Genomic DNA, 23,684 nt, shown 5'->3' with positions numbered 1-23,684 from the left:
GAGCAATCACTGCGCGCCGCTTTCCTGCTGCTCAACGGTTTTTATAGGGTTCGCGTTGGCGGTGTCGGTGTTAAGGGCGGCACCGGGTTGCGCCCCGTATCGGGCGCTCAGTTCCGCGTAGGCGGGCTCGCGCTTGAAGCGCTTGAGTTCGGCGCCGAAACGCTGCACCAGCAAATCCATGCCGGCATTGCGACGTACCGCCAGAAACTGACTCTGGTGGCTGATGACGGTCGGATTTTCGGTGATCCTGTCGCGAATGCCCAATTCATCGAGCAAATGCTGGCCGACCCGGCGATCAGTGATCAGCAGGTCGATCCTCCCCCGTACCAGCTTGCCGAAATTAGCTTCATGGGTGGGCGCCGGTTCACGGATGAACAGCGGCGAGTCGCTGAAATCCTTGCTGTAGAGGTAGCCCGGTGAGGTGCCGATGGTCAGGCCTTTCAGATCGCTCAAGGTGCGAAACGGGTGGGGCCGCTGATTGGCGTAGAACATCACGAACTCGACTTCCGAGAGCGGTTCACCAGGATAGAGCAGGGTCGCGTCACGTTCGGCACTGTGGAAAATATCCAGCGCGCCATCGGCCTGACCGGTTTCAAGCATCGACAGGCAGCGTTTCCACGGCAGGAACTGCCACTCCACTTCGATCCCCAGGCGTTTGAAGACGATGGCTGTGGTTTCGTAATCCAGCCCCAGGAATTTACCATTTTCCTCATAGACATAAGGCGCCCACGGTTCGGTGACAATGCGCAGCTTCTCGCCTTGGGCGGCAAAGCTCAGGCAAGTAAAAAGCAGAACTGTCAGAAATCGCGAAATCAGGGGCATGGCGTGAGATTACGACGAGAAACCATAAAGAGCCAGAAACTGGATCCGAAAGCTCTGGCACAAAGTAAATCCCATAAAAAAGGCCCTGGATTTCTCCAGAGCCTTTTTCATGATGTTGCACTGTTTCAGCGCGGCAACTTCAGGTTGTTCCACACCGCCAGACTCGCTTCAGCCTGGTTCAGTGTGTAGAAGTGCAGGCCGGGTGCGCCACCTTGCAGCAGGCGTTCGCACATCTCGGTGATGACTTGTTCACCAAAGCCTTGAATGCTTTGGGTGTCGTCGCCGTAGGCTTCCAGCTGTTTGCGGATCCAGCGCGGGATTTCCGCACCGCAGGCGTCAGAGAAGCGCGCCAGTTTGCTGTAGTTGGTGATCGGCATGATCCCCGGCACGATCGGGATGTTCACGCCCATCGCCCGTACACGCTCGACAAAGTAGAAGTAGCTGTCGGCGTTGAAGAAGTACTGGGTGATAGCACTGTCGGCACCGGCGTTAGCCTTGCGCACGAAGTTGGCGATGTCATCTTCGAAATTGCGCGCTTGCGGGTGCATTTCCGGGTAGGCGGCGACTTCGATGTGGAAATGATCGCCGGTTTCTTCACGAATGAACTCGACCAGGTCATTGGCGTGGCGCATTTCACCGCTGGCCATGCCCATGCCCGAAGGCAGGTCACCGCGCAGGGCAACGATACGCTTGATGCCGGCGGCCTTGTATTGGGCCAGCAGGCCGCGCAAGTCGTCCTTGCTGTCGCCTACGCAAGACAGATGCGGTGCGGCAGGGACTTTGACTTCGCTTTCGAGCTGCAACACGGTGTTGAGGGTGCGATCACGAGTCGAACCGCCAGCGCCATAGGTGCAGGAGAAGAAATCGGGGTTGTAGGTGGCCAGCTGACGAGCAGTGGCGATCAGCTTTTTCATGCCCAGCATCGGTCTTCGTAGGGAAGAACTCGAAGCTGTAGCGACGATCTTGGGACATGGGAATACCCTTGAAAACGCGTAAGCCTGGAAGTCTTGCATATCCCAATGTGGGAGCGGGCTTTTGTGGGAGCTGGCTTGCCTGCGATGGCATCACCCAGGTGTAACTGAAACACCGAGGCGCCTGCATCGCGGGCAAGCCCGACTCACACAAAGCCCGCTCCCACAAGGGAGAGCGGACAGCGGGACTAATCAGTAGCGGTAAGCGTGCGGCTTGAACGGACCTTCGACGGTCACGCCGATGTAGTCGGCCTGGGTCTTGGTCAGTTGAGTCACAACACCGCCGAAACCGCGGACCATTTCCAGGGCCACTTCTTCGTCGAGCTTCTTCGGCAGTACTTCAACAGTCAGGCGCTCGGCTTTCTGGGCTGGCGACAGGTCGGCGTATTTCTGGCCGAACAGGAAGATCTGAGCCAGAACCTGGTTGGCGAACGAACCGTCCATGATGCGGCTTGGGTGACCGGTAGCGTTACCCAGGTTAACCAGACGGCCTTCGGCCAGCAGGATCAGGTAGTCATCGTTCTGAGCGTCGAAAGCGCCCGGGCCGGTGCGGTGGATTTTGTGAACCTGTGGCTTCACTTCTTCCCACGCCCAGTTCTTGCGCATGAAAGCGGTGTCGATTTCGTTGTCGAAGTGACCGATGTTGCAGACTACGGCGCGCTTCTTCAGGGCTTTGAGCATGTTCGAGTCGCAAACATTGACGTTGCCGGTGGTGGTCACGATCAGGTCGATCTTGCCCAGCAGGGCTTTGTCGATGCTCGCTTCGGTACCGTTGTTGATACCGTCGATGAACGGCGAAACCAGTTCAAAACCGTCCATGCAAGCTTGCATGGCGCAGATCGGGTCGACTTCGGACACTTTAACGATCATGCCTTCCTGACGCAGGGACTGGGCCGAGCCCTTGCCCACGTCACCGTAACCGATGACCAGCGCTTGTTTGCCGGACAGCAGGTGGTCGGTACCGCGCTTGATCGCGTCGTTCAGGCTGTGACGGCAGCCGTACTTGTTGTCGTTCTTGCTCTTGGTCACCGAGTCGTTGACGTTGATGGCCGGGATTTTCAGCTCACCCTTGGCCAGCATGTCCAGCAGGCGGTGTACGCCGGTGGTGGTTTCTTCGGTAACGCCGTGGACGCGGTCGAGGATCGCCGGGTATTTCTTGTGCAGCAGCTCGGTCAGGTCGCCGCCGTCGTCGAGGATCATGTTGGCATCCCAAGGCGCGCCATCTTTGAGGATGGTTTGCTCCAGGCACCACTCGTACTCTTCTTCAGTCTCGCCTTTCCAGGCGAAAACCGCGATGCCGGCAGCAGCGATAGCGGCAGCGGCCTGGTCTTGAGTCGAGAAAATGTTGCAGGACGACCAACGTACTTCGGCACCCAGGGCAACCAGGGTTTCGATCAGCACGGCAGTCTGAATGGTCATGTGGATGCAGCCGAGGATTTTTGCGCCTTTGAGCGGCTGCTCACCAGCGTATTTACGGCGTAGACCCATCAGGGCAGGCATTTCGGATTCGGCGATGATGGTTTCGCGACGGCCCCAGGCAGCCAGGGACATGTCGGCAACTTTGTAATCGTTGAAATCTGCAGGCGTGTTGACAGCGCTCATGAAGAGCCTCCATTCGTAATGTATGCGAATGGGCGCCGTTGTGCGTTTAGTGTCTGACCGATAACGGTCAAGCAACGCCCCATCCGAGCCTGACAGGTCGAACCTGCTGCAGCGCCCCTCGGACAGGTGGCGGGAAAACGGTATCAGTGGATCGTTACCGTTTCGAAACGGGGGCGATTATAGCGGGCTATGCTGATCTTCCAAAGCGTTTCTGTTGGTCAATGTCTGAACGGTAATCGAGACCATAGTCTATGCGTAATAGAGCTCTAGGTCGGGCTCTGCCATGATGCCCTCCATCATTCGGCAAGACGCTCAGGAGTGAATATGAATTTCCACACCCGCAAATGGGTAAAACCTGAAGACCTCAATCCCAACGGCACGCTGTTCGGCGGCAGCCTGTTGCGCTGGATCGACGAAGAAGCGGCGATCTATGCCATCGTTCAACTGGGCAACCAGCGCGTTGTCACCAAGTACATTTCCGAAATCAACTTCGTCAGCGCCTCGCGCCAGGGCGACATCATCGAATTGGGCATCACCGCCACCGAGTTCGGTCGTACCTCGATCACCCTGACGTGTGAAGTGCGCAACAAAATCACCCGAAAAAGCATCCTCACCGTGGAAAAGATGGTGTTCGTCAACCTGGGCGAAGACGGCTTGCCGGCGCCGCATGGCCGTACCGAGATCAAATACGTCAAAGACCAGTTTCAAGATGACGTCGAGTAGGAGCCGAACTCGCTCGCGATGACGTCTTTCGCATCATCGCCGCCACCGGGCTGAACCCATCGCGGGCAAGCCGTGCTCCTACAGGCGTGGTTTCGTTTTTCCGAACACTGAACAGCTCCGAACCACGCGTGTCGTACCTTCATGACACGCCACTGGTTCAGGAATGCTATGGATACCCCAAAAGACGGCAAGACCCCGAACCTTTCGGCTGAAGAAGAGCACGAAGTCGAAAAGAACCAGCCACCTCGTGCGGCGGTACTGCATGAAATCATCCGTACCCAAGGCGACCAGGAACTGGAGCGCAGCATTGCTGCGCTGTGGTGGTCGGCGCTGGCAGCGGGGTTGACCATGGGCCTGTCGTTGATGGGCATGGGTTTGCTCAACTCGCGCCTGCCGGACGGTGAAGGTTTCAAGGTGATTGCGAGCTTCGGCTATTGCGCCGGCTTTCTCGCCGTGATTCTCGCCCGCCAGCAACTGTTCACCGAAAACACCCTGACCGCCGTGCTACCGGTGATGACCAAACCGACACTGGTTAACGTCGGCCGATTGCTGCGGCTGTGGACGGTGGTGCTGGTGGGTAATCTGTGCGGCACGTTGTTGGTGGCGTATGTGATGCTGCATTTGCCGATTTTCGACAGTAAAACCGACCTGGCCTTCCTTGAAATCGGGCGCAAGGTCATGGAAAACCACACCGGCCAAATGTTCGCCAAGGGCATTGTCTCCGGCTGGATGATCGCCACTATGGTCTGGATGATTCCGTCCATGGAAAGCGCGAAGATGTGGATCATCATCCTCATCACCTATTTCATGGCGCTGGGAGACTTCACCCACATCGTCGTCGGGTCGGCCGAGGTGTCTTACCTGGTGTTTGCCGGCGAGTTGCCGTGGAAGGATTTCTGGCTGGTGTTCGCCGGGCCGACGCTGGCGGGAAATATCATCGGCGGCAGCTTTATCTTTGCCCTGATCAGCCATGCGCAGATCCGCAGTGAAAGCGGGCCACCGAAGAAGGATGCGGATCAGGCGCCGGATTCACGCAAACGCGAAGAGGAGTAAAGACAGGTGCATCGCGTCAACTTCATCGCGAGCAGGCTCACTCCTACAGGGAAGGGCGCGGTCCATGTAGGAGTGAGCCTGCTCGCGATAGCAATGTCATGGGCGATGCAGCTATTCAGCCTAAGACATTGACCGCAGCCGCACTACGACGCTGCAGGTAAATAAAGAACAACGCTGTCAGCACCGTCAAACCGCTGACCAGCGCGCCGGTCCATGGCAAGTCCGCCAGGTCGGCACCACTGGCGACCACCAGTCCGCCAATCCACGCGCCGGTCGCATTGCCGAGGTTGAATGCGCTTTGGTTCAGTGTCGAGCCGAGGTTGGGCGCTTCGTGCGCCTGATCGATGATCAGCAGTTGCAGGATCGGGCACAGGGCGAAAGCAAAAATCCCCCACAACACCAGCGTGATCGCCGCCGGGATGACCGAGTGACTGGTCTGCGTGAACGCCGCCAGCACCACCAGCACAGCCAGTGCCATGCCCACCAGCGAGGGCAGTAAACGGCTGTCCGCCAATCGACCGCCGAGCATGCTGCCCGCCGTCAAACCTACGCCGAACAGCAACAACATGATGGTCACGCCATGCGGGCTGACGCCGGTGATGTCTTGCAGGATCGGCGCGATGTAGGTGAACACGCTGAACAGGCTGGTCGACGCCAGCACGCTCATGCCCAGCGCCAACAACACATTGATCTTGCCCAGCACCTTGAACTCGCTGGCGAGATTGGCCTTGTCCATGGCGATGTGTTTCGGCAACCAGAGCCATTGCGCGATGGCGGCAATCACACCAATTACCGAGACCGCCCAGAAAGTCGAGCGCCAACCGGCGTATTGCCCAAGCGCGGTGCCCAATGGCACGCCCAGTACGTTGGCCAGCGTCAGGCCGGTGAACATCATTGCAATGGCCTGTGCCCGCTTGTTTGGTGCGACCAGGCCGGCCGCGACCACCGAACCGATGCCGAAGAACGCACCGTGGCATAGGGCCGTGACCACGCGAGCCGCCATCAACGTGGCGTAGTTCGGCGCGAGCGCGCACAAGACGTTGCCCAGAATGAACATCAGCGTCATCCCCAGCAATGTCGCCTTGCGCGGCATGTTGGCGGTGCCGACCGCCAGGATCGGCGCGCCGAACACTACGCCCAGGGCGTAGCCGGTGATCAGCAGGCCCGCGTGCGGGATGCTGACGGCGAGGTCGCGAGCGACATCGGGCAACAGGCCCATGATGACGAATTCAGTGGTGCCGATGCCGAACGCGGCAACAGCGAGGGCAAGCAAGGCGAGTGGCATGCGCAAGGTCTCTGTCGGTAGTCTTGACGCTGTGATCAGGCATACGCAGCCCGACGACCGATCTCGGAGAGAGCGGGCATGGACAGGCATTATTGGAATTAGTCTGTGTGCAACTGAGTGCGGCGTGGTCGCTTGCAGTATAAACAGCAGCTGATATATGACGTATCAATTATCTGGGCGCTTCCCGCAGGGAACAAAAACAAATAAAGGAGTGTGCTGTGCTTGCGACGGCTCTGGTGTTGGTGGCGGCGCTGTTGCACGCGGCGTGGAATACCCTGATCAAATTCAGTGCGGAGCGCTTGTTGGTAGTGGCCTGCATGGACAGCGTGGCACTGTTGTTTGTCGCGGTGATGGTGCCGTTCTTGAACGTGCCGCCCATCGACATCTGGCCGTGGATTCTGGCGTCGGCGGCGTTCGAGTTGCTTTACCGTTACTTGCTGATCCAGGCGTATCGGGTCGGTGACCTTGGCCTGGTGTACCCGCTGATGCGTGGCTTGTCGCCGCTGGTGGTGCTGACCTTGACGCTGATCTTTGCCGGGGAAGTGCTGACGAACCAGCAGATCTTTGGAATTCTGCTGATCCCGTTCGGTATGGCGTGCCTGCTGTGGCAGGGCGGTGGCGGCGCGCGATTGCCGTGGTCGATGCTACCCGTGGTGGCACTGATCGGCTTGTGCATCGGTTGCTATACCTACATCGACGGCCAGGCGTTGCGGCGCTGGTCTCATCCTCTGGATTATCTGGTCTGGGTCACGTTGCTCAGTGCCTGGCCATTCCCCTTGCTGGCGTTGGTGCGCAAGCGCCCGGCATTCAAGTTGTTCTGGCGTGAACAATGGCGACTGGGGTTGGCGGTCGGGTTCTGTGTGTTGTTCAGCTACGCTCTGGTGCTGTGGGCTATGCAGCTGGGTTCTATTGCCGAAGCGGCGGCGTTGCGTGAGATCAGCGTAATTCTGGTGGTGCTGTTTGGCATGCGTTACCTGAAAGAACCTTTTGGTCGACCGCGACTCCTTGCCTGTGGGCTGGTGATGATTGGCATATTGGTGATGAAGTTTTAATCGAAACCCGAATGTCTAAAACTGAAAAAGGATTGCTCTATGACGGTTGCACTGTGGTGCATTTTGATCGCGATTTTCCTGCCGTATATCTGCACGGGTGTCGCCAAGATCAGTGGCGGGTACAGGCTGAAAGATAACCATGACCCCCGGGATTTTCTTGATTCGCTGGAGGGGTTGGGCAGACGTGCGCATGCCGCGCAACTGAACAGTTTTGAAGTGACCCCGGCATTTGCGGCTGCGGTGATCGTGGCTCACCTGGCGGGCAATGCCGAGCTGGTGACGATCAACGTGCTGTCGGTGTTGTTCATCACCAGCCGGTTGCTGTACATCATTTGCTATTTGGCCGACTGGGCGACTTTGCGGTCGTTGGTGTGGTTTGTCGGGATGGGGTTGATTGTCAGTTTCTTTGTGGTGTCGGTCTGACAGCAACCTCGGCGATTGCGCTGGCCCCTTCGCGGGCAAGCCCGCTCCAACAGGATCTGTGGTGAAACACAAAATTTGTATTCACTGAAGATCAACTGTGGGAGCGAGCCTGCTCGCGAAAGCAATCTAACTGTCGCGGCAGAATTCAAGGTTTAGTGTCGGTCGCATCGGCCACCTGAGGCACTTGTGGCAACGGCGCACCTTTAGGCCACAACATCCAGATCTGCCCCTGCTGTTTCATGTCGCCGGCCAATTGCCCGGCCGCTTCACCTGTGCCCCAGAACAGGTCCGCACGAACCTCGCCGGCAATTGCGCCGCCGGTATCCTGAGCCGCCACCGGGCGAACCAGCGCAGTGCCGTCCGGTTTCGTGGTGGACAGCCACAACAGGCTGCCCAGCGGAATCACTTTACGGTCCACCGCCGCGCTATACCCCGCCGTCAACGGCACATTCAATGAACCGCGAGGCCCTTCGTTGCTGTCCGGGTTACGAGTGAAAAACACATAGCTGGGGTTACTGGCGAGCAGTTCGGGAATACGAGTCGGGTTGGCTTTGGCCCAGGTGCTGATCGCGCCCATGGTCACGTCTTCTTTCTTCAGTTCACCTTGCTCCACCAGCCAGCGCCCGATGGGCCGATACGGATGGCCGTTCTGGTCGGCGTAAGCGATGCGCAACTGGCGCCCGTCATCGAGCTGAATACGCCCCGATCCCTGGATTTGCAGGAATTGCAGGTTCATCGGATCGGTCAGCCAGGCAACGACGGGTGCCTTGGCCCCTTTGGTCCCAATCGTTGCCGCATCGTCGTAAGGCTTGAGCACTCGTCCTTCAAGTCGACCGCGCAGGCGTTTGCCTTTGAGCTCCGGGTAGATGCTGTCCAGCGAGACAATGATCATGTCGTCGGGCACGCCGTACACCGGGATGTTTGCGCTGGTGGTCTGGGTCAGGCTGCCCGGGTAGACCGGTTCGTAGTAGCCCGTGATCAAACCATTGGGGTTGTCATTGGCGGCGCGTAGGCCATAGACATCCAGATTCTGTTTCAGGAAGCCGCGGATGTCGGCGGCGGTTTGCGGCACATTGGTGGACGCCGCGCAGGTTGAACCCCAGACCGGGTCGGCCTTGAGTCGGTTGCACGCGCTGCGCCACGAGCCGAACCCGGCGATCAGGTCGCTGTCGGACACTGCTGGCAATGCTTCCCAGGTAGCACCGGAATAGGTAGCCAGTGCGTGGGTTTTCGGCTTGTTGTTATCGCCGCCGGTGCAGCCGGCGAGCACGGCCACCATTGGGAGAGCCCACGCGAGGGGGCGACGCCATGCCTTGAAACGGCTGTTCATGGAGTAATTCCTTTGCCGGTTGCCTGAGTGCTCCATGCGCTCAAACAACCCATATTGATAATAGGGCTATTGGTCTTTTCCGATGACGCGAGGATACTGGCCGCCGTTTCCCGTGACCTGTAGCCACCATGACTCTTAAAAGACTTTCTGTTGTATTGCTGGCCTGTCTGATGTTGTCCGCCTGCGGCGGCGTCGACCCGAATTCTCCGCTGGGTCAACGCAAGGCGATCTTCAAGCAAATGCTCAAGACCGGCGAGGACCTGGGCGGTATGTTGCGTGGGCGCATTCCATTTGATGGCCAAAAATTCGCCGACGGCGCCGTGAAGCTCGATGCGCTGTCCCGCGAGCCGTGGAAGCATTTTCCACAGGTGCGCGAAGAAGATCACACCAGCGCCAAGGACAATGTCTGGCAGCAGCAGGCACGTTTTCAGGAAATGTCCCGCGACCTTGAAGCCGCCACCGGTGAGTTGGTGATTGCCAGCCAGGTCCAGCCCTACAAGGCCAGCAACCTGGGGCCGGCGGTGCAGAAAGTCGAGGATGCCTGTAGTGCGTGTCATAAACAGTTTCGGGATCATTGATTCTCGCTTGTTGATCGTTCCCACGCGGTGCGTGGGAACGATCAGTCCTGAACTGATCCTTACTTGTCCAGCTCATCGAGGGCGTCCTGCAATTCCTTGCGGGCCTCGGCGAGTTTGTCTTTGCGTTTGTTGATTTTGTCGGGGTCGCCGTTCTTCATGGCTTTGTCGAGATCGGCCTGACGCTTGCTGACTTCGCGCTTGGCGTCGAGGACTTTATTTTCCCGTTCTTTCTTCAGCGAGGCGTCAGTGCAGTGTTCGGTGACCTCGCGCAAGGCAGTCTCCAGGCCGGCCTGCTGGTCGGCATTGCCGTGTGACTTGGCCAGATCGATCTGATTGATGATGCCCTGTTTCTTGGCCGCGCAGCCGGTCAGTTCCGGTGCTTCTTCAGCAGCCATCAGTGGAGCGGCCATCACGCTGCAAAAGGTCAGCAGGACGAGCGGTGAAAGAAATTTCATAAAAGCTCCATGTGCAAAGACAAGCGGGTCGGTGTGGCGATGGGCGTTGGAGCGCATCGACCCCCGGGGGTTCCCGGGCTGCCGGGCGTTACCGGTCTTTAAAACCGTCAATGCCGGCAATACGTAATGTTTCACTCAAGGCCAGGACCTGCGGATCGCGGAAAAACGCGCTCAATTGGGTCGCACGTCCCGGGCCGATACCGGCTTCAGCCTGCCATTGTTCGGTGTTTCGATTCGCCAGTTCCTGCCATGAATCGGCAAGCTTTGCCTGGCCGGTCGGAGGCAACCTCCAAGGCTTTAAGCCAGCGAGCGAACGGGCGTTGCCGCGCACTGTTGAAACTGTCTATCAGGCGAGCGCTGCTGCGTTCGCCGAAGCCATCAATGTTAGCAAGCTCCCGGGCATCGAGGGTCAACCAATCCAGCAGGCCGTTGAGATGGCCTGTATCGAAAAGTTTCTCCCAAGTGCCGGCGCCGACGTGGGGTAAGGCCAGGCCCCGCTTGCCACTGAGCCAGGTCAGTCGCGCGAGAAATTGACTTTCGCATCCCGGTGTCGGCTCCCAGCAACTCAAATGATGGAAGGCGGCAGCCTGCGGAACATTCAGTTGAGGGCGTTCGGTGCTGCGCAGCACAACGCTGTCGAGCCTGGGAATGGTCAGCCCGGCGAGGCTGATGGACACCTGGTCGCCGGGGAGGATGTCCAGCTCTGTCCAGCGCCGCAGGGAGCTGACGCTCACGCGTTTGATCTGCCGGTCATCCAGCGTCACCGGTTTGAGGTGCAGTACGGGGGTGATTCGTCCGGTACGACCGATCTTGAATTCGACTTTTCGCACCTCGGCCAGCGCCTGGGCAAAGGGTATTTCCAGGCGACGGCCCAGTAGGGTGATTTAGCCTGCCAGCGTTCAGCCGAGGGGCGCTGATTTTGCCGCAAGACAACACCATCGCTGGCAAACGGCAGGGGCGAGCGATACCAGTGATCGCGACAGCGTTCGGCATCGGCCAAGGTCCGGACCGGCTGGCTGTAGGGTGCCATGCTCGGGAAGCCCAAATCCTCCAGCGCCGCGATACGTTCGGGCACAGTGGCCGGGCCTTGTGGCCAGTCCCAGACAAACAGCCTGATGTTGTCGGCGTGCTCCGGGTCGAGTGCCTTGCGAGCCATCAAGCCGGCCACCATGGAGCGTGCATTGAGGCTGCCGGCCTTCGCTTGTACATGGTCAGTCAGGTGCCAATAAAGTTCGCCTTGCACCTGCACGTCCAGCGGTTGTGCAAGTTGTCGGGGGATGCCGGGAACCTGTCGCGCCGAAGAAGTCCAGTCCTGCCCGTGGATGCCGTCGCCCCGGCTGATCGCCTGATACAGCAGGCCTTTGCGATAGGTCAGCGTCACGGCGACACCGTCGACCTTGGGTTGTATCCAGATGCCCTCGCGATCACGCAGCCAGTGTTCAACGGCTCGGCCATCGCGCAGTTTGTCCAGACCCGTGTGGGCGATGGGGTGGGCTAACTTTCCACCCGCAGTGCGCAACGGTTCGGGAGCCAGACCCACGTCAAAACACTCACGCCATGCGATCAGTTGTGCACGGGACTGATCATAGATTTCGTCGGCAACCAGAGAGCGCCCGCCCCGGTGATAGTGGTCGTCCCACAAGTCGATCTGTTTTTGCAGGGCGGCAATTTCGTCGAACGCGCGGGCGGCAGGCCAGTCAGGGCAGTCGGCTGCGTTTGAAGGCAGGCAAATCAGCGTCAGAAAAAAAGCGGAAAACAGGCGCAGAAGCATCGTGAGCGTCCTTGCTCAAATGAAGTTCTGGAAGGCTAGGACGGATTTGAGAATCGAGGCGGCCGGGAGTTTTTCGGCGTGTGTCGACGGGCAATAAAGCCCCGCACGGCGAACCGTGCAGGGCTTTTGGTACCGCCGGGGAAGTCTTACAGGCCGGCTGCCTGACGCAGGTCGTCGGCGCGGTCGGTTTTTTCCCAGGTGAACGTGGTGAAGGTGTCTTCGCCAACGGTCTTGGTGGCCGGGGTGCGACCGAAGTGGCCGTACGCAGCGGTTTCCTGGTACATCGGGTGCAGCAGGTCGAGCATGGTGGTGATTGCGTATGGACGCAGGTCGAACACTTCGCGAACCAGTTTGACGATTTTGTCGTCGCTGATCTTGCCGGTGCCGAAGGTGTTCAACGAGATCGACGTAGGCTGGGCAACACCGATCGCGTAGGAAACCTGAATCTCGCAGCGCTCGGCCAGGCCGGCAGCGACGATGTTCTTGGCCACGTAACGACCAGCGTAAGCGGCCGAACGGTCAACCTTCGATGGATCTTTACCGGAGAACGCGCCGCCACCATGGCGAGCCATGCCGCCGTAGCTGTCGACGATGATCTTGCGACCGGTCAGGCCGCAGTCGCCAACCGGGCCACCGATGATGAACTGGCCAGTCGGGTTGATGTGGAACTGGGTGTCCTTGGTCAGCAGTTCGGCAGGCAGTACGTGCTTGACGATCAGCTCCATCACGCCTTCGCGCAGGTCTTTGTACGACACTTCCGGGTTGTGCTGGGTCGACAGAACAACGGCGTCGATACCAACAACCTTGCCGCCTTCGTAACGGCAAGTCACTTGCGACTTGGCGTCCGGGCGCAGCCATGGCAGCAGGCCGGATTTACGGGCTTCGGCCTGGCGCTGAACCAGTTGATGCGAGAACGTGATCGGTGCTGGCATCAGCACGTCGGTTTCGTTGCTGGCGTAGCCGAACATCAGGCCTTGGTCGCCGGCACCCTGATCTTCAGGCTTGGCACGGTCAACACCTTGGTTGATGTCTGGGGACTGCTTGCCGATGATGTTCATCACACCGCAAGTGGCGCCGTCGAAGCCGACATCGGAGCTGTTGTAGCCGATGTCCAGAATGACGTTACGCACGATTTCTTCCAGATCGACCCAAGCCGACGTGGTGACTTCGCCGGCGATGATGGCAACGCCGGTTTTTACCAGAGTCTCGCACGCCACACGGGCGAACTTGTCTTCAGCAATGATGGCGTCCAGCACCGCATCGGAAATCTGGTCGGCGATTTTGTCCGGATGTCCTTCAGACACGGACTCGGAGGTGAAGAGGGAGTATTCGCTCATCTCGATGTTTTCCTGAATTTACCGATGGTGAGTGTCGCCAGTCGGTCGCTGAAAGTGGCGAACCTGGATCTGGAAACCATTACGTAAGCCTACATAGAGGCTTTCCCCGGGAACGAGTCCCGCAGCGGTGGCCCAACGGGCCAAATCGTCCTGTTCAAACCCCAACCAGAGATCACCGCAGGCCTCCCTGGCCCAACTCTGGTTGTGGCTACATAACTCTGTCACGAGCAGGCTACCGCCCGGTTGCAGCAAGTCGGCCATGTGCTTGAGCGCTTCGGCCGGCGCGGCGAAATGGTGCAATACCATGTTCAGTACAACGCAATCGGCATGAAGGCTGACACCGTTCAATGCATCGGCCAATTGCAGGCTGACGTTAGCCAGCTTTTCACGCTCGCATACCTGGCGCGTCAGTTCGAGCATCGCCGGGCTGTTGTCCAGCGCCGTGACCTGCGTGAAGCGACGTGCCAGTTCCGGCAGAAATTCGCCGTCACCCGGGCCGACTTCAATGGCCGTGGCATCTTTGCTGAAACTCAACTTGTCGAGCAATGCCACCACGCTTTCGCGGTACTGCGGCAGGCCGGCGATCAAGTCTTGCTGGGCACGGAATTTCTCCGCCACCCGTGAGAAAAAGTCCTGGCTGGCCGCCGCTCGTTGCCCATGCACCTGACTGATCCGCGACTGCACATCGGCAGGCAGGGTCAGGTTGTCTACTTCTTCCAGCAAGGCAGCGTGCAGCTTGCCGCCTAGCAGGTCGGTGTGGGGCAGGGCGCGACGGTAGAAAATCGCGTTGCCTTCACGGCGGGTCGCCACCAGGTCGGCCTGGGCCAATACCTTGAGATGGTGACTCATGCCGGACTGGCCGATGCCGAAGATCTGCGCCAGCTCCAGTACGCCGAACGAATCGTTGGCCAGTGCGCGCAATACATTCAGACGCAGAGGGTCGCCGCCAGCCTTGCAGAGGGCCGCCAGCTCGTCGCAATCGTCATGTTGAATGGAAGGCACGCGTAAATTCATAAGGCCAGCAGTCTAGTGACGGGTAGAAATCACTGCAAGAGCAATATCAAAAAGTTTTGATATTGCTCGATAGATGGCACTTCCAGGCTTGCCATTTACTCTACAAACGAATAGCAGAAAGGTTTCATCAGCCGAAACCTTGGTAATCCATTGGAAAAACGCCTCCAGATGACTATCTGTCATTGCCCCGAGGCGTCCGGGTGAGGGAAAATGCTCGCCTTTTTTCCGATTCATTTTATTCACTCTCGATTCAATATCCGCAGGAGATCAGCGATGCCAAGCCGTCGTGAGCGTGCCAACGCCATTCGTGCCCTCAGCATGGATGCCGTGCAAAAAGCCAACAGCGGCCATCCGGGTGCCCCTATGGGTATGGCGGATATCGCCGAAGTGCTGTGGCGTGACTACCTCAAGCACAACCCGAGCAATCCATCGTTCGCCGACCGTGACCGCTTCGTGCTGTCCAACGGCCATGGCTCGATGTTGATCTACTCGCTGCTGCACCTGACTGGCTACGACCTGTCGATCGACGATCTGAAACAATTCCGCCAACTGCACAGCCGCACCCCGGGTCACCCGGAACTCGGCTACACCCCAGGCGTTGAAACCACCACCGGTCCACTGGGCCAAGGCCTGGCCAACGCCATCGGTTTTGCCCTGGCTGAAAAAGTCATGGCCGCACAATTCAACCGTCCGGGCCACAACATCGTTGATCACCACACCTACGTTTTCCTGGGTGATGGCTGCATGATGGAAGGCATTTCCCACGAAGTCGCTTCCCTGGCCGGTACCTTGGGCCTGGGCAAGCTGATCGCCTTCTATGATGACAACGGCATTTCCATCGACGGCGAAGTCGAAGGCTGGTTCACCGACGACACGCCGAAGCGTTTCGAAGCCTACAACTGGCAGGTGATCCGCAACGTCGACGGTCACGACCCTGAAGAAATCAAGACCGCGATCGAGACTGCACGCAAAAGCACGCAGCCAACCCTGATCTGCTGCAAGACCACCATCGGTTTCGGTTCGCCGAACAAGCAAGGCAAGGAAGACTGCCACGGCGCCCCACTGGGTGACGCGGAAATCGCCCTGACCCGCGCGGCTCTGAAGTGGAACCACGGTCCGTTCGAAATTCCGGCCGACATCTACGCCGAGTGGGACGCCAAGGAAGCCGGTAAAGCGGTCGAAGCCGAGTGGGATCAGCGTTTCGCTGCTTACTCCGCCGCGTTCCCGACCGAAGCCAACGAACTGATCCGTCGTCTGAGCGGTGACCTGCCAGCCGACTTCAGCGAAAAAGCCGCGGCCTACATCGCCGAAGTGGCCGCCAAAGGCGAAACCATCGCCAGCCGTAAAGCCAGCCAGAACGCGCTGAATGCCTACGGTCCGATGTTGCCGGAATTCCTCGGCGGCTCGGCTGACCTGGCCGGTTCCAACCTGACCCTGTGGAAAGGTTGCAAAGGTGTCACCGCCGAAGACGCCAGCGGCAACTACATGTACTACGGCGTTCGCGAGTTCGGCATGACCGCCATCATGAACGGCGTTGCCCTGCACGGCGGCCTGGTGCCTTACGGCGCGACCTTCCTGATGTTCATGGAATACGCTCGCAACGCAGTGCGCATGTCGGCCCTGATGAAGCAGCGTGTGATCCATGTCTACACCCACGACTCCATCGGTCTGGGCGAAGACGGCCCGACTCACCAGCCAATCGAGCAACTGACCAGCCTGCGCAGCACGCCGAACCTGGACACCTGGCGTCCGGCTGACGCCGTTGAAGCGGCGGTGTGCTGGAAGTTCGCGCTGGAGCGTAAAGACGGTCCTTCGGCCTTGATCTTCTCGCGTCAGAACCTGCAGCACCAAACCCGTGACGCCGGCCAGATCGCCGACATCAGCCGTGGTGGTTATGTGCTGAAGGACTGTGCAGGCGAGCCTGAGCTGATCCTGATCGCCACCGGTTCCGAAGTGGGCCTGGCGGTTCAGGCCTTCGACAAACTGACTGAGCAAGGCCGCAAGGTGCGCGTGGTTTCCATGCCTTGCACCAGCGTGTTCGATGCCCAGGACGCCGGCTACAAGCAAGCGGTCCTGCCGTTGCAGGTCAGCGCCCGTATCGCCATTGAAGCCGCCCATGCGGACTTCTGGTTCAAGTACGTGGGCCTGGAAGGTCGCGTGATCGGCATGACCACCTACGGCGAGTCGGCGCCTGCGCCTGCCTTGTTCGAAGAGTTCGGCTTCACCCTGGAAAACATCCTGGGTCAGGCTGAAGAGTTGCTGGAAGACTGATCCAGAAAATGTGTCGTCTGGGCTGACGCCATCGCGGGCAAGCCCGGCTCCTACAGATCACGTTGACTTGTAGGAGCCGGGCTTGCCCGCGATAGCGGTCTAACGGATTCACCACGGTAATCGAGAACCCCATGCCTCAACCGCGTCCTTACAAAGTTGCACTCAACGGCTACGGCCGGATTGGTCGTTGCGTCTTGCGTGCGTTGTTTGAGCGGGGCGAGAAGGCCGGGTTTGAAATTGTCGCGATCAACGATCTGGCCGACATGGCCAGCATCGAATACCTGACGCGCTTTGACTCCACTCACGGGCGATTTCCCGGTGAAGTGCGGGTTGACGGCGACTGTCTGCATATTCAAGGCGACTGCGTGAAGGTCCTGCGCAGTGCCACCCCCGAAGGCATCGATTGGGCGTCGTTGGGCGTCGATCTGGTGCTGGAGTGCTCCGGCGCTTATCACACCCGTGAAGACGGTCAGCGTTTCCTCGACGCCGGTGCGCCACGGGTACTGTTTTCCCAGCCGATGGCCAGCGAGTCGGATGTCGACGCCACCATCGTCTACGGCGTGAACCAGGATTGCCTGACCGGCGACGAACTGCTGGTGTCCAACGCGTCCTGCACCACCAACTGCGGCGTACCGCTGTTGCGCCTGCTGGATCAGGCCATTGGCCTGGAATACGTGTCGATCACCACCATTCACTCGGCGATGAACGATCAGCCGGTGATTGACGCCTATCACCACGAAGACCTGCGCCGTACTCGTTCGGCGTTCCAGTCGGTGATCCCGGTGTCCACCGGTCTGGCGCGCGGCATCGAACGCCTGTTGCCGGAACTTGCCGGGCGAATTCAGGCCAAAGCCGTACGGGTGCCGACGGTGAACGTGTCTTGCCTCGATATTACGATGCAGACCGTCAGCGATACCGACGCCACCGAGGTCAACCGGATACTGCGCGAAGCCGCCACCAGCGGCCCGCTCAAAGGCCTCCTGGCCTATACCGAGTTGCCTCACGCCAGTTGTGATTTTAACCATGACCCACATTCGGCGATCGTCGATGCCAGTCAGACCCGAGTTTCCGGCCCGCGGCTGGTAAACATCCTGGCCTGGTTCGACAACGAATGGGGGTTTGCAAACCGGATGCTGGACGTTGCAGAACACTATCTGCAAACAGCTATTTCCAAACCTGAATCACCACTCTCTACCTCTCAAAATCAGTAACCCAGGAATTGCGACCCATGACCGTGTTGAAGATGTCCGACCTCGATCTGCAAGGTAAGCGCGTACTGATTCGCGAAGACCTCAACGTCCCAGTCAAGGACGGTGTTGTCACCAGCGATGCGCGAATCCTGGCTTCGCTGCCGACCATCAAGCTGGCCCTGGAAAAAGGCGCGGCCGTGATGGTCTGCTCGCACCTTGGCCGTCCTACCGAAGGCGAATTTTCCGCCGAGAACAGCCTCAAGCCTGTCGCTGACTACCTGAGCAAGGCGCTGGGTCGTGAAGTGCCGCTGGTCGCTGACTATCTGGGCGGCGTCGATGTGAAGGCCGGCGAGATCGTGCTGTTCGAAAACGTGCGCTTTAACAAGGGCGAGAAAAAGAACGCTGACGAGCTGGCCCAGCAATACGCGGCCCTGTGCGACGTGTTCGTGATGGACGCCTTCGGCACCGCTCACCGTGCCGAGGGTTCGACCCACGGCGTGGCCAAGTTCGCCAAAGTCGCCGCCGCAGGCCCGTTGCTGGCTGCCGAGCTGGACGCACTGGGCAAAGCCCTCGGCGCCCCGGCCCAGCCAATGGCTGCCATCGTTGCCGGCTCCAAGGTGTCGACCAAGCTCGACGTGCTGAACAGCCTGAGCCAGATCTGCAACCAGTTGATCGTCGGCGGCGGCATTGCCAACACCTTCCTGGCCGCTGCCGGTCACCCGGTCGGCAAGTCCCTGTACGAACCTGACCTGCTGGACACCGCTCGCGAAATCGCCGCCAAAGTCAGCGTGCCGTTGCCGGTGGATGTTGTGGTTGCCAAGGAATTCGCCGAAAGCGCCACCGCGACTGTCAAACTGATCGCCGACGTGGCCGCCGACGACATGATCCTGGACATCGGCCCACAGACTGCGGCGAATTTCGCCGAGCTGCTGAAGTCGTCGAAAACCATCCTGTGGAACGGCCCGGTCGGCGTGTTCGAATTCGACCAGTTCGGTAACGGCACCAAAGTCCTGGCCCAGGCCATCGCCGAAAGCACGGCGTTCTCCATCGCGGGCGGTGGCGACACCCTGGCGGCCATCGATAAATATGGCGTTGCCGAGCAGATCTCCTACATTTCTACCGGCGGTGGCGCATTCCTCGAGTTCGTTGAAGGCAAAGTGCTGCCAGCCGTTGAAGTCCTGGAAAGCCGGGCCAAGGCCTGAGGCCATCCCGTTGACCAGGCAAAGGAGTGGTTACATGGTCAGGTTGTTAACGCTGTTGATCGTCGCGGGTTCATTGGCGGCTTGCGGGAGTAACCCGAAAGCCACGCCGGAGCCCGCGCCGTCCGCGCCGCAAAACGGTTGCTACCAGGCCGATTGGCAAGCGGAAACCAACCCGGTGCTCAACAAGCGTTCCGGGCCGGATGGCCTGGATAAATACGAGACACAGACCCCGGCCAAGGAACATGGTTGCCCTTGACGGGTCTGACACTTTACTCAGGGCTGGCGGCGTGCGCCGTCAGTCGAGGAACATGGATGAAAGGTTTTATCGCCGTTACGGCGCTGGCGTTGCTGGCCGGTTGCGCACAGTTGAACCTGTTCCAGTCGTCCGCCCCTGTGGATAACTGGACCACCTGGACGTGCGACAGCCAGGCCAAAGTGCTGTGGCGCTACACCGACGACAGCCGCAAGGAAGTCGACGTGCGCCTGGGCGGGGCCGATCAGGTCTATCGCCTCAAGCTTGAGCCAGGCGCCGAAGGTTCGCTGTACAGCAACGATATGCTGGCGTTTCACGTAAAAGGTGAGGAAGGCCTGGTGTACTGGGTCGCCACCAATGATTTGATCGGCCGTGGCTGTAAAGCGCAGTAACACGATTGATTTGAAGTGCAGAGATCCAAATGTGGGAGCGGGCTTGCTCGCGAAAGCGGTGGTTCAGCTTGCATAGATGTTGAATGTTGAGCCGCATTCGCGAGCAAGCCCGCTCCCACAAGGGTTCTGTGCAGTTGTTGAGATTTAGGCAACACCCGAATTCGCAGCCCGGGCCTAACCCCCGATCTGCAATAACTTGAATAGCCGCCGCCGCTACGGCAGGCTGGCACGATTAACGACCCTCAACCGGGAGAGACACACACAATGGCACTTATCAGCATGCGCCAGATGCTGGACCACGCAGCCGAGTTCGGCTACGGCGTTCCAGCCTTCAACGTCAACAACCTTGAGCAGATGCGCGCCATCATGGAAGCCGCTGACAAGACTGACTCTCCGGTGATCGTCCAGGCTTCGGCCGGTGCTCGCAAATACGCTGGCGCCCCGTTCCTGCGCCACCTGATCCTGGCGGCGATCGAAGAATTCCCGCACATCCCGGTGTGCATGCACCAGGACCACGGCACCAGCCCTGACGTCTGCCAGCGCTCCATCCAACTGGGCTTCAGCTCGGTGATGATGGACGGTTCCCTGGGCGAAGACGGCAAGACCCCGACCGACTACGACTACAACGTCCGTGTTACCCAACAAACCGTGGCCATGGCTCACGCCTGCGGCGTTTCGGTAGAAGGCGAGCTGGGCTGCCTGGGTTCGCTGGAAACCGGCATGGCCGGTGAAGAAGACGGCATCGGCGCCGAAGGCGTTCTGGATCACAGCCAAATGCTGACCGACCCGGAAGAAGCCGCTGACTTCGTCAAACGCACTCAAGTGGATGCCCTGGCCATCGCCATCGGCACCAGCCACGGCGCGTACAAGTTCACCAAGCCGCCTACCGGCGACGTACTGGCCATCGACCGCATCAAAGAAATCCACAAACGCATCCCGAACACCCACCTGGTGATGCACGGTTCGTCTTCGGTTCCGCAAGAGTGGCTGGCGATCATCAACCAGTACGGCGGCGACATCAAAGAAACCTACGGCGTACCGGTTGAGGAAATCGTCGAAGGCATCAAGCACGGCGTGCGCAAGGTCAACATCGACACCGACCTGCGTTTGGCGTCCACCGGCGCAATGCGTCGCCTGATGGCCACCAACCCGAGCGAATTCGACCCGCGTAAATTCTTCGGCGCGACCGTGACTGCGATGCGTGATGTGTGTATCGACCGTTATAACCAGTTTGGTACTGCTGGTAATGCTTCGAAGATCAAGCCGATCTCGTTGGAAGGGATGTATCAGCGTTATTTGAAGGGGGAGTTGAACGCTAAGGTTAACTAAGACCTTCTGCGTTTGAGTTGCATAAAAAACCCGTCTTTAGACGGGTTTTTATTGAGTTTAATAAATGGCTAAATAGGATAATTAAGTCGGGCTCTTCTGTCGTTATGTTCTGTTGAAGGTGATGTCGTAAGTTTTGCCTACATTCGGCCCCCCACGTGAGACATAAACTTTACCGGTCAAGGTAGTATAGTTTCTGTCGGGCGATGCCAAAGTAATGTTGAGCAGATTGTTTTCTCCGCTTTTTACCTCTGCTCGAAGATTAAAAGATACCGGGGATTCACCCGTTAAGTTTTGATAAGCGAAGGTTCCATCAACGACGAAGTTAAGTCCGTAATACGTCATGCTGGCTCCAGTTACGTTACCCGTCCCTGAGTCTGACGAGGTAATTGTCAGGGTGGCGTCATTGCTCTCGCCGGAATCATATACGCGCCCTTTATAAGTTCCGTTCGGATTGCTGCTCATGATTTTAATCCTCTTGTGTAAGATGTTTAAGGTGGATATATTTATCCGTCCTGTCTTGATTTTTTATATTACGTCGATGAGGTTAGTTTATAAGTTGTTTTTGGTGACCTGTTAGAAATAACAGTTTTTAATACCGTTTTGCTATAGCTGGGTAGAAAAGGCGATCTGAAACAAAAAAAGGCTGGCAAACAAAAAAAGGGGACAGATCTATTTAATGCTAATGCTAGTGCTTGTGAGGAAAGTTGAGTAAGGGGGCGAGTTTGTTTAAAGCGCCCCCGGCTTTAATCTCTTCGAATTACTTGGCGGGCCTCCCTTGTGCCCGTTGTGATATCCGCTGCCCAGTGATGTATTCAATCTCATCCGTGAAGCGAGAACTTTCCGCCAACTGGCCTCTCTGAAGTGCATCTCTTATCAGTCGTAGTTCTGATGGTGGGGAGACATGATTGACAAAAGTGTTATAGCGAACGAGTCGTTCGGCATGTGTCGCGCCTAACGCGTGAAAGAAAGGATCTTCATCCAGCCAGAGACTCTCTGCCTTTTCGTTATTGCGTAAATGCAAGCTCGACCAGGGATAGTCCTGGGCACGCTGAACCATTTGCGCTCTCGCCGGGTTGAGTTCGATGTACCGACTACAGGCCAATAAGTAAGTGTCTGTTTGCACGATGCTGGATTTGTAGCGGCTCTCCCATAGGGTTCCCGAGCGTCCTTCAAGTTTGTTTCGATATCGCGTCATGCGGCCTGCCAGACCTTTCATGAGTTGACCGAGACCCGTTGCGTTTTCCCGGGTGCCAGCAATAGGTGGACATGATTGGTCATCAGGCAAAAAGCGTAAACTTTTACATCCAGTGCTTTTTTGAGTTCTCGCAGGTCAGCGAGATAGCGCTCGAAGTCCTCCGGATGGGCGAACACAACCTGCTTGTTGTGACCTCTTTGTACGACATGATGAGGATAGTGGGGTAATAAGACACGTGCCATTCTGGGCATATAGCCACCTACGTCCTTGTAGTGATGGAGGAAGCTTAGCCGCGAATCGTAAATTATAATTAAATAAAACTGTCCCCATTTCGCAGTCCCCATTTCGAATATGTTACTGCTCTGTTATCGCAAAATTGTATTAGGAACTGTTATTTCTTACAGGTGATTTTCTGGGCTGGGATGGTTATCGTTAGGTGTGAAAGTAGTGAATAAATAAATCCGTCCCCTTTTAAATAAAAAGAGTGGGTATGCCATCATGAAAAAAGTATTGCTTTTAGTGATTGCGCTGGCGACGTCAATGATGTTGCCAGTTTCAAGCTATGCTGCGGAAGATACGTATATCTGTCGCGTTACAAACACTCAGCCTCCTGGGTCAAATACAGTTACAGCTTCTTCGTCAAATGAGGCGGTAGAAAAGGCCAAGAAGCAGCTTGATTCTGTTAAGTAGGCTCAACATATTTCAGTTTTAGATGTGTCCTGCGCTAAAAAACTTGAGTGTTGGTAAGAAAAATCTGTTCTCAATAAAAACCCGCACAAACGTGGGTTTTTTATTACTTGAGCATTGATTTCTGAGCTAAAGGCGTATCAAACCAAGCTGCTATATCCTGGACGAACGGAAAGGGGTCTGATTTATTTTTTTTGTATTTATTTAGTTTGTTAAATGTTCATTGTAGTGATCTAAGGGGTTCATGATGGGCCGAATTCGTTACCTATTTCCGCTGGGCGCTTTCTTATTGGTGATGTCGCCAGTATCCAGTGATGCCCAATCCGTTGTGATGGAGTATTTACTCAGCGTGAAATTTCAGTGTATTAACAGCTACACGGATAAGGGTGAAAGTGTATATGTGGTTGGCGACATCGAGGCATTAGGGCGATGGAAGGTGGGAGAGGCTGTTAAACTCGACCCGCCTCCCGGCCTGACAACGCGCGGCCCAGCTATATGGACCGGCACAGTGCAGTTGAAAGGTACGAAGCCCGATGATGTCGTGAAATGGAAGTGCATCGTTCGCAGCGAAGCAGACCCGACAGCCGTAATAAGGTGGCAGCCCGATCCCGACAATCAGATGAAATTGATTTTCGGGGATATGAAAACCACCGGCTCGTTTTGAGCCTCCCAGCAAAACGGTATGGGCCGTTTAAATAGTAACTTCCAATTCTATTTGGATAAAAACCCGCAGCGTTGCGGGCTTTTTG

At 57.7% G+C, this 23,684-nt stretch carries 22 protein-coding genes, 3 pseudogenes and 1 riboswitch; of the genes and pseudogenes, 13 read left to right on the top strand and 12 right to left on the bottom strand.

Annotated features, from left to right (window positions below):
* Window positions 1–6: 6 nt before the first annotated feature.
* The 3 genes and pseudogenes from AB4N76_RS11965 to ahcY all read right to left on the bottom strand — a co-directional run bounded on the left by AB4N76_RS11965 (window position 7) and on the right by ahcY (window position 3,395).
* Window positions 7–822: a substrate-binding periplasmic protein gene (locus tag AB4N76_RS11965; protein WP_460164484.1), complete on the bottom strand. Its 816-nt coding sequence runs from the start codon at window positions 820–822 to the stop codon at window positions 7–9.
* Window positions 823–947: 125 nt separating this feature from the next.
* A pseudogene (gene metF / locus AB4N76_RS11960) lies at window positions 948–1,794 on the bottom strand (methylenetetrahydrofolate reductase [NAD(P)H]).
* Between the two features lie 191 nt (window positions 1,795–1,985).
* Window positions 1,986–3,395 (bottom strand): adenosylhomocysteinase, encoded by a 1,410-nt coding sequence (gene ahcY, locus AB4N76_RS11955; RefSeq protein WP_046029792.1) that lies wholly within the window; start codon window positions 3,393–3,395, stop codon window positions 1,986–1,988.
* A gap of 23 nt (window positions 3,396–3,418) precedes the next feature.
* Window positions 3,419–3,521, bottom strand: a riboswitch (S-adenosyl-L-homocysteine riboswitch).
* Between the two features lie 198 nt (window positions 3,522–3,719).
* On the opposite strand from ahcY, the gene AB4N76_RS11950 reads away from it, so the two are divergent.
* Together AB4N76_RS11950 and AB4N76_RS11945 are read left to right on the top strand one after the other, a co-directional pair.
* The gene (locus tag AB4N76_RS11950; protein WP_046029793.1) at window positions 3,720–4,118 is read left to right on the top strand and encodes an acyl-CoA thioesterase; all 399 of its coding nucleotides are present in this window, start codon (window positions 3,720–3,722) and stop codon (window positions 4,116–4,118) included.
* 168 nt (window positions 4,119–4,286) lie between these two features.
* Window positions 4,287–5,171, top strand: a complete 885-nt coding sequence (locus tag AB4N76_RS11945) for a formate/nitrite transporter family protein (protein ID WP_046029794.1) — start codon at window positions 4,287–4,289, stop codon at window positions 5,169–5,171.
* Between the two features lie 115 nt (window positions 5,172–5,286).
* Here AB4N76_RS11945 and AB4N76_RS11940 read toward each other — a convergent pair whose 3' ends face one another.
* Complete coding sequence (locus AB4N76_RS11940) at window positions 5,287–6,456, bottom strand: MFS transporter (protein ID WP_046029795.1); 1,170 nt, start codon at window positions 6,454–6,456, stop codon at window positions 5,287–5,289.
* Window positions 6,457–6,674: 218 nt separating this feature from the next.
* On the opposite strand from AB4N76_RS11940, the gene AB4N76_RS11935 reads away from it, so the two are divergent.
* Together AB4N76_RS11935 and AB4N76_RS11930 are read left to right on the top strand one after the other, a co-directional pair.
* Window positions 6,675–7,508 (top strand): EamA family transporter, encoded by an 834-nt coding sequence (locus AB4N76_RS11935; RefSeq protein ID WP_046029796.1) that lies wholly within the window; start codon window positions 6,675–6,677, stop codon window positions 7,506–7,508.
* A gap of 39 nt (window positions 7,509–7,547) precedes the next feature.
* Window positions 7,548–7,931 (top strand): MAPEG family protein, encoded by a 384-nt coding sequence (locus AB4N76_RS11930; RefSeq protein ID WP_046029797.1) that lies wholly within the window; start codon window positions 7,548–7,550, stop codon window positions 7,929–7,931.
* A 145-nt stretch (window positions 7,932–8,076) separates the two neighbouring features.
* Here AB4N76_RS11930 and mltA read toward each other — a convergent pair whose 3' ends face one another.
* The gene (gene mltA, locus AB4N76_RS11925) at window positions 8,077–9,261 is read right to left on the bottom strand and encodes a murein transglycosylase A (protein WP_046029798.1); all 1,185 of its coding nucleotides are present in this window, start codon (window positions 9,259–9,261) and stop codon (window positions 8,077–8,079) included.
* 128 nt (window positions 9,262–9,389) lie between these two features.
* Here mltA and AB4N76_RS11920 point away from each other — a divergent pair, with 128 nt between their 5' ends.
* On the top strand, window positions 9,390–9,839 hold the full coding sequence (locus tag AB4N76_RS11920) for a c-type cytochrome (protein ID WP_046029799.1): 450 nt from the start codon (window positions 9,390–9,392) through the stop codon (window positions 9,837–9,839).
* A 59-nt stretch (window positions 9,840–9,898) separates the two neighbouring features.
* On the opposite strand, the gene AB4N76_RS11915 is transcribed toward AB4N76_RS11920, so the two are convergent.
* The 5 genes and pseudogenes from AB4N76_RS11915 to AB4N76_RS11895 all read right to left on the bottom strand — a co-directional run bounded on the left by AB4N76_RS11915 (window position 9,899) and on the right by AB4N76_RS11895 (window position 14,659).
* A complete protein-coding gene (locus tag AB4N76_RS11915) occupies window positions 9,899–10,294 on the bottom strand; it encodes a DUF1090 domain-containing protein (protein ID WP_223522910.1) in 396 nt (131 codons plus the stop codon).
* Between the two features lie 88 nt (window positions 10,295–10,382).
* Window positions 10,383–12,065, bottom strand: a pseudogene (ligB, locus tag AB4N76_RS11910) (NAD-dependent DNA ligase LigB).
* A 146-nt stretch (window positions 12,066–12,211) separates the two neighbouring features.
* Window positions 12,212–13,402, bottom strand: coding sequence for a methionine adenosyltransferase (gene metK, locus AB4N76_RS11905; RefSeq protein WP_046029802.1), 1,191 nt, complete (start codon window positions 13,400–13,402; stop codon window positions 12,212–12,214).
* An 18-nt stretch (window positions 13,403–13,420) separates the two neighbouring features.
* On the bottom strand, window positions 13,421–14,416 hold the full coding sequence (locus AB4N76_RS11900; RefSeq protein ID WP_460164483.1) for an ArsR/SmtB family transcription factor: 996 nt from the start codon (window positions 14,414–14,416) through the stop codon (window positions 13,421–13,423).
* A gap of 12 nt (window positions 14,417–14,428) precedes the next feature.
* Window positions 14,429–14,659: a hypothetical protein gene (locus AB4N76_RS11895; protein ID WP_139348088.1), complete on the bottom strand. Its 231-nt coding sequence runs from the start codon at window positions 14,657–14,659 to the stop codon at window positions 14,429–14,431.
* A 30-nt stretch (window positions 14,660–14,689) separates the two neighbouring features.
* Here AB4N76_RS11895 and tkt point away from each other — a divergent pair, with 30 nt between their 5' ends.
* The 6 genes from tkt (at window position 14,690) to fba (ending at window position 21,053) form a co-directional block, all read left to right on the top strand.
* Window positions 14,690–16,687, top strand: coding sequence for a transketolase (gene tkt / locus AB4N76_RS11890; RefSeq protein ID WP_077431127.1), 1,998 nt, complete (start codon window positions 14,690–14,692; stop codon window positions 16,685–16,687).
* 131 nt (window positions 16,688–16,818) lie between these two features.
* On the top strand, window positions 16,819–17,898 hold the full coding sequence (gene epd / locus AB4N76_RS11885) for an erythrose-4-phosphate dehydrogenase (RefSeq protein ID WP_077431128.1): 1,080 nt from the start codon (window positions 16,819–16,821) through the stop codon (window positions 17,896–17,898).
* Window positions 17,899–17,915: 17 nt separating this feature from the next.
* Window positions 17,916–19,079, top strand: a complete 1,164-nt coding sequence (locus tag AB4N76_RS11880; RefSeq protein WP_046029806.1) for a phosphoglycerate kinase — start codon at window positions 17,916–17,918, stop codon at window positions 19,077–19,079.
* 34 nt (window positions 19,080–19,113) lie between these two features.
* On the top strand, window positions 19,114–19,335 hold the full coding sequence (locus tag AB4N76_RS11875) for a hypothetical protein (protein WP_046029807.1): 222 nt from the start codon (window positions 19,114–19,116) through the stop codon (window positions 19,333–19,335).
* Window positions 19,336–19,391: 56 nt separating this feature from the next.
* Window positions 19,392–19,724, top strand: coding sequence for an MliC family protein (locus tag AB4N76_RS11870; RefSeq protein WP_077431129.1), 333 nt, complete (start codon window positions 19,392–19,394; stop codon window positions 19,722–19,724).
* 264 nt (window positions 19,725–19,988) lie between these two features.
* Window positions 19,989–21,053, top strand: a complete 1,065-nt coding sequence (fba, locus tag AB4N76_RS11865; RefSeq protein ID WP_007945427.1) for a class II fructose-bisphosphate aldolase — start codon at window positions 19,989–19,991, stop codon at window positions 21,051–21,053.
* A gap of 102 nt (window positions 21,054–21,155) precedes the next feature.
* On the opposite strand, the gene AB4N76_RS11860 is transcribed toward fba, so the two are convergent.
* The gene (locus AB4N76_RS11860) at window positions 21,156–21,515 is read right to left on the bottom strand and encodes a hypothetical protein (RefSeq protein ID WP_460164482.1); all 360 of its coding nucleotides are present in this window, start codon (window positions 21,513–21,515) and stop codon (window positions 21,156–21,158) included.
* Between the two features lie 295 nt (window positions 21,516–21,810).
* A pseudogene (locus tag AB4N76_RS11855) lies at window positions 21,811–22,499 on the bottom strand (transposase).
* A gap of 247 nt (window positions 22,500–22,746) precedes the next feature.
* On the opposite strand from AB4N76_RS11855, the gene AB4N76_RS11850 reads away from it, so the two are divergent.
* Window positions 22,747–22,938, top strand: a complete 192-nt coding sequence (locus AB4N76_RS11850) for a hypothetical protein (RefSeq protein ID WP_460164481.1) — start codon at window positions 22,747–22,749, stop codon at window positions 22,936–22,938.
* Between the two features lie 244 nt (window positions 22,939–23,182).
* Window positions 23,183–23,599: a carbohydrate-binding module family 20 domain-containing protein gene (locus tag AB4N76_RS11845; RefSeq protein WP_460164480.1), complete on the top strand. Its 417-nt coding sequence runs from the start codon at window positions 23,183–23,185 to the stop codon at window positions 23,597–23,599.
* Window positions 23,600–23,684 lie beyond the last annotated feature (85 nt).

It is taken from the genome of Pseudomonas sp. S2_F03 (genome assembly GCF_054668335.1).
The sequence above is the reverse complement of the archived record's forward strand: the minus strand, read 5'-3'. Positions and strand labels throughout refer to the sequence as shown.

Coding starts and splice junctions, on each gene's coding strand:
- fba (WP_007945427.1), top strand. CDS start 19,989: ATGGCACTTATCAGCATGCGCCAGATGCTGGACCACGCAGCCGAGTTC.
- AB4N76_RS11845 (WP_460164480.1), top strand. CDS start 23,183: ATGGGCCGAATTCGTTACCTATTTCCGCTGGGCGCTTTCTTATTGGTG.
- metK (WP_046029802.1), bottom strand. CDS start 13,402: ATGAGCGAATACTCCCTCTTCACCTCCGAGTCCGTGTCTGAAGGACAT.
- AB4N76_RS11950 (WP_046029793.1), top strand. CDS start 3,720: ATGAATTTCCACACCCGCAAATGGGTAAAACCTGAAGACCTCAATCCC.
- AB4N76_RS11900 (WP_460164483.1), bottom strand. CDS start 14,416: ATGAATTTACGCGTGCCTTCCATTCAACATGACGATTGCGACGAGCTG.
- AB4N76_RS11875 (WP_046029807.1), top strand. CDS start 19,114: ATGGTCAGGTTGTTAACGCTGTTGATCGTCGCGGGTTCATTGGCGGCT.
- AB4N76_RS11870 (WP_077431129.1), top strand. CDS start 19,392: ATGAAAGGTTTTATCGCCGTTACGGCGCTGGCGTTGCTGGCCGGTTGC.
- ahcY (WP_046029792.1), bottom strand. CDS start 3,395: ATGAGCGCTGTCAACACGCCTGCAGATTTCAACGATTACAAAGTTGCC.
- AB4N76_RS11850 (WP_460164481.1), top strand. CDS start 22,747: ATGAAAAAAGTATTGCTTTTAGTGATTGCGCTGGCGACGTCAATGATG.
- tkt (WP_077431127.1), top strand. CDS start 14,690: ATGCCAAGCCGTCGTGAGCGTGCCAACGCCATTCGTGCCCTCAGCATG.
- epd (WP_077431128.1), top strand. CDS start 16,819: ATGCCTCAACCGCGTCCTTACAAAGTTGCACTCAACGGCTACGGCCGG.
- AB4N76_RS11930 (WP_046029797.1), top strand. CDS start 7,548: ATGACGGTTGCACTGTGGTGCATTTTGATCGCGATTTTCCTGCCGTAT.
- mltA (WP_046029798.1), bottom strand. CDS start 9,261: ATGAACAGCCGTTTCAAGGCATGGCGTCGCCCCCTCGCGTGGGCTCTC.
- AB4N76_RS11945 (WP_046029794.1), top strand. CDS start 4,287: ATGGATACCCCAAAAGACGGCAAGACCCCGAACCTTTCGGCTGAAGAA.
- AB4N76_RS11860 (WP_460164482.1), bottom strand. CDS start 21,515: ATGAGCAGCAATCCGAACGGAACTTATAAAGGGCGCGTATATGATTCC.
- AB4N76_RS11940 (WP_046029795.1), bottom strand. CDS start 6,456: ATGCCACTCGCCTTGCTTGCCCTCGCTGTTGCCGCGTTCGGCATCGGC.
- AB4N76_RS11880 (WP_046029806.1), top strand. CDS start 17,916: ATGACCGTGTTGAAGATGTCCGACCTCGATCTGCAAGGTAAGCGCGTA.
- AB4N76_RS11965 (WP_460164484.1), bottom strand. CDS start 822: ATGCCCCTGATTTCGCGATTTCTGACAGTTCTGCTTTTTACTTGCCTG.
- AB4N76_RS11920 (WP_046029799.1), top strand. CDS start 9,390: ATGACTCTTAAAAGACTTTCTGTTGTATTGCTGGCCTGTCTGATGTTG.
- AB4N76_RS11915 (WP_223522910.1), bottom strand. CDS start 10,294: ATGAAATTTCTTTCACCGCTCGTCCTGCTGACCTTTTGCAGCGTGATG.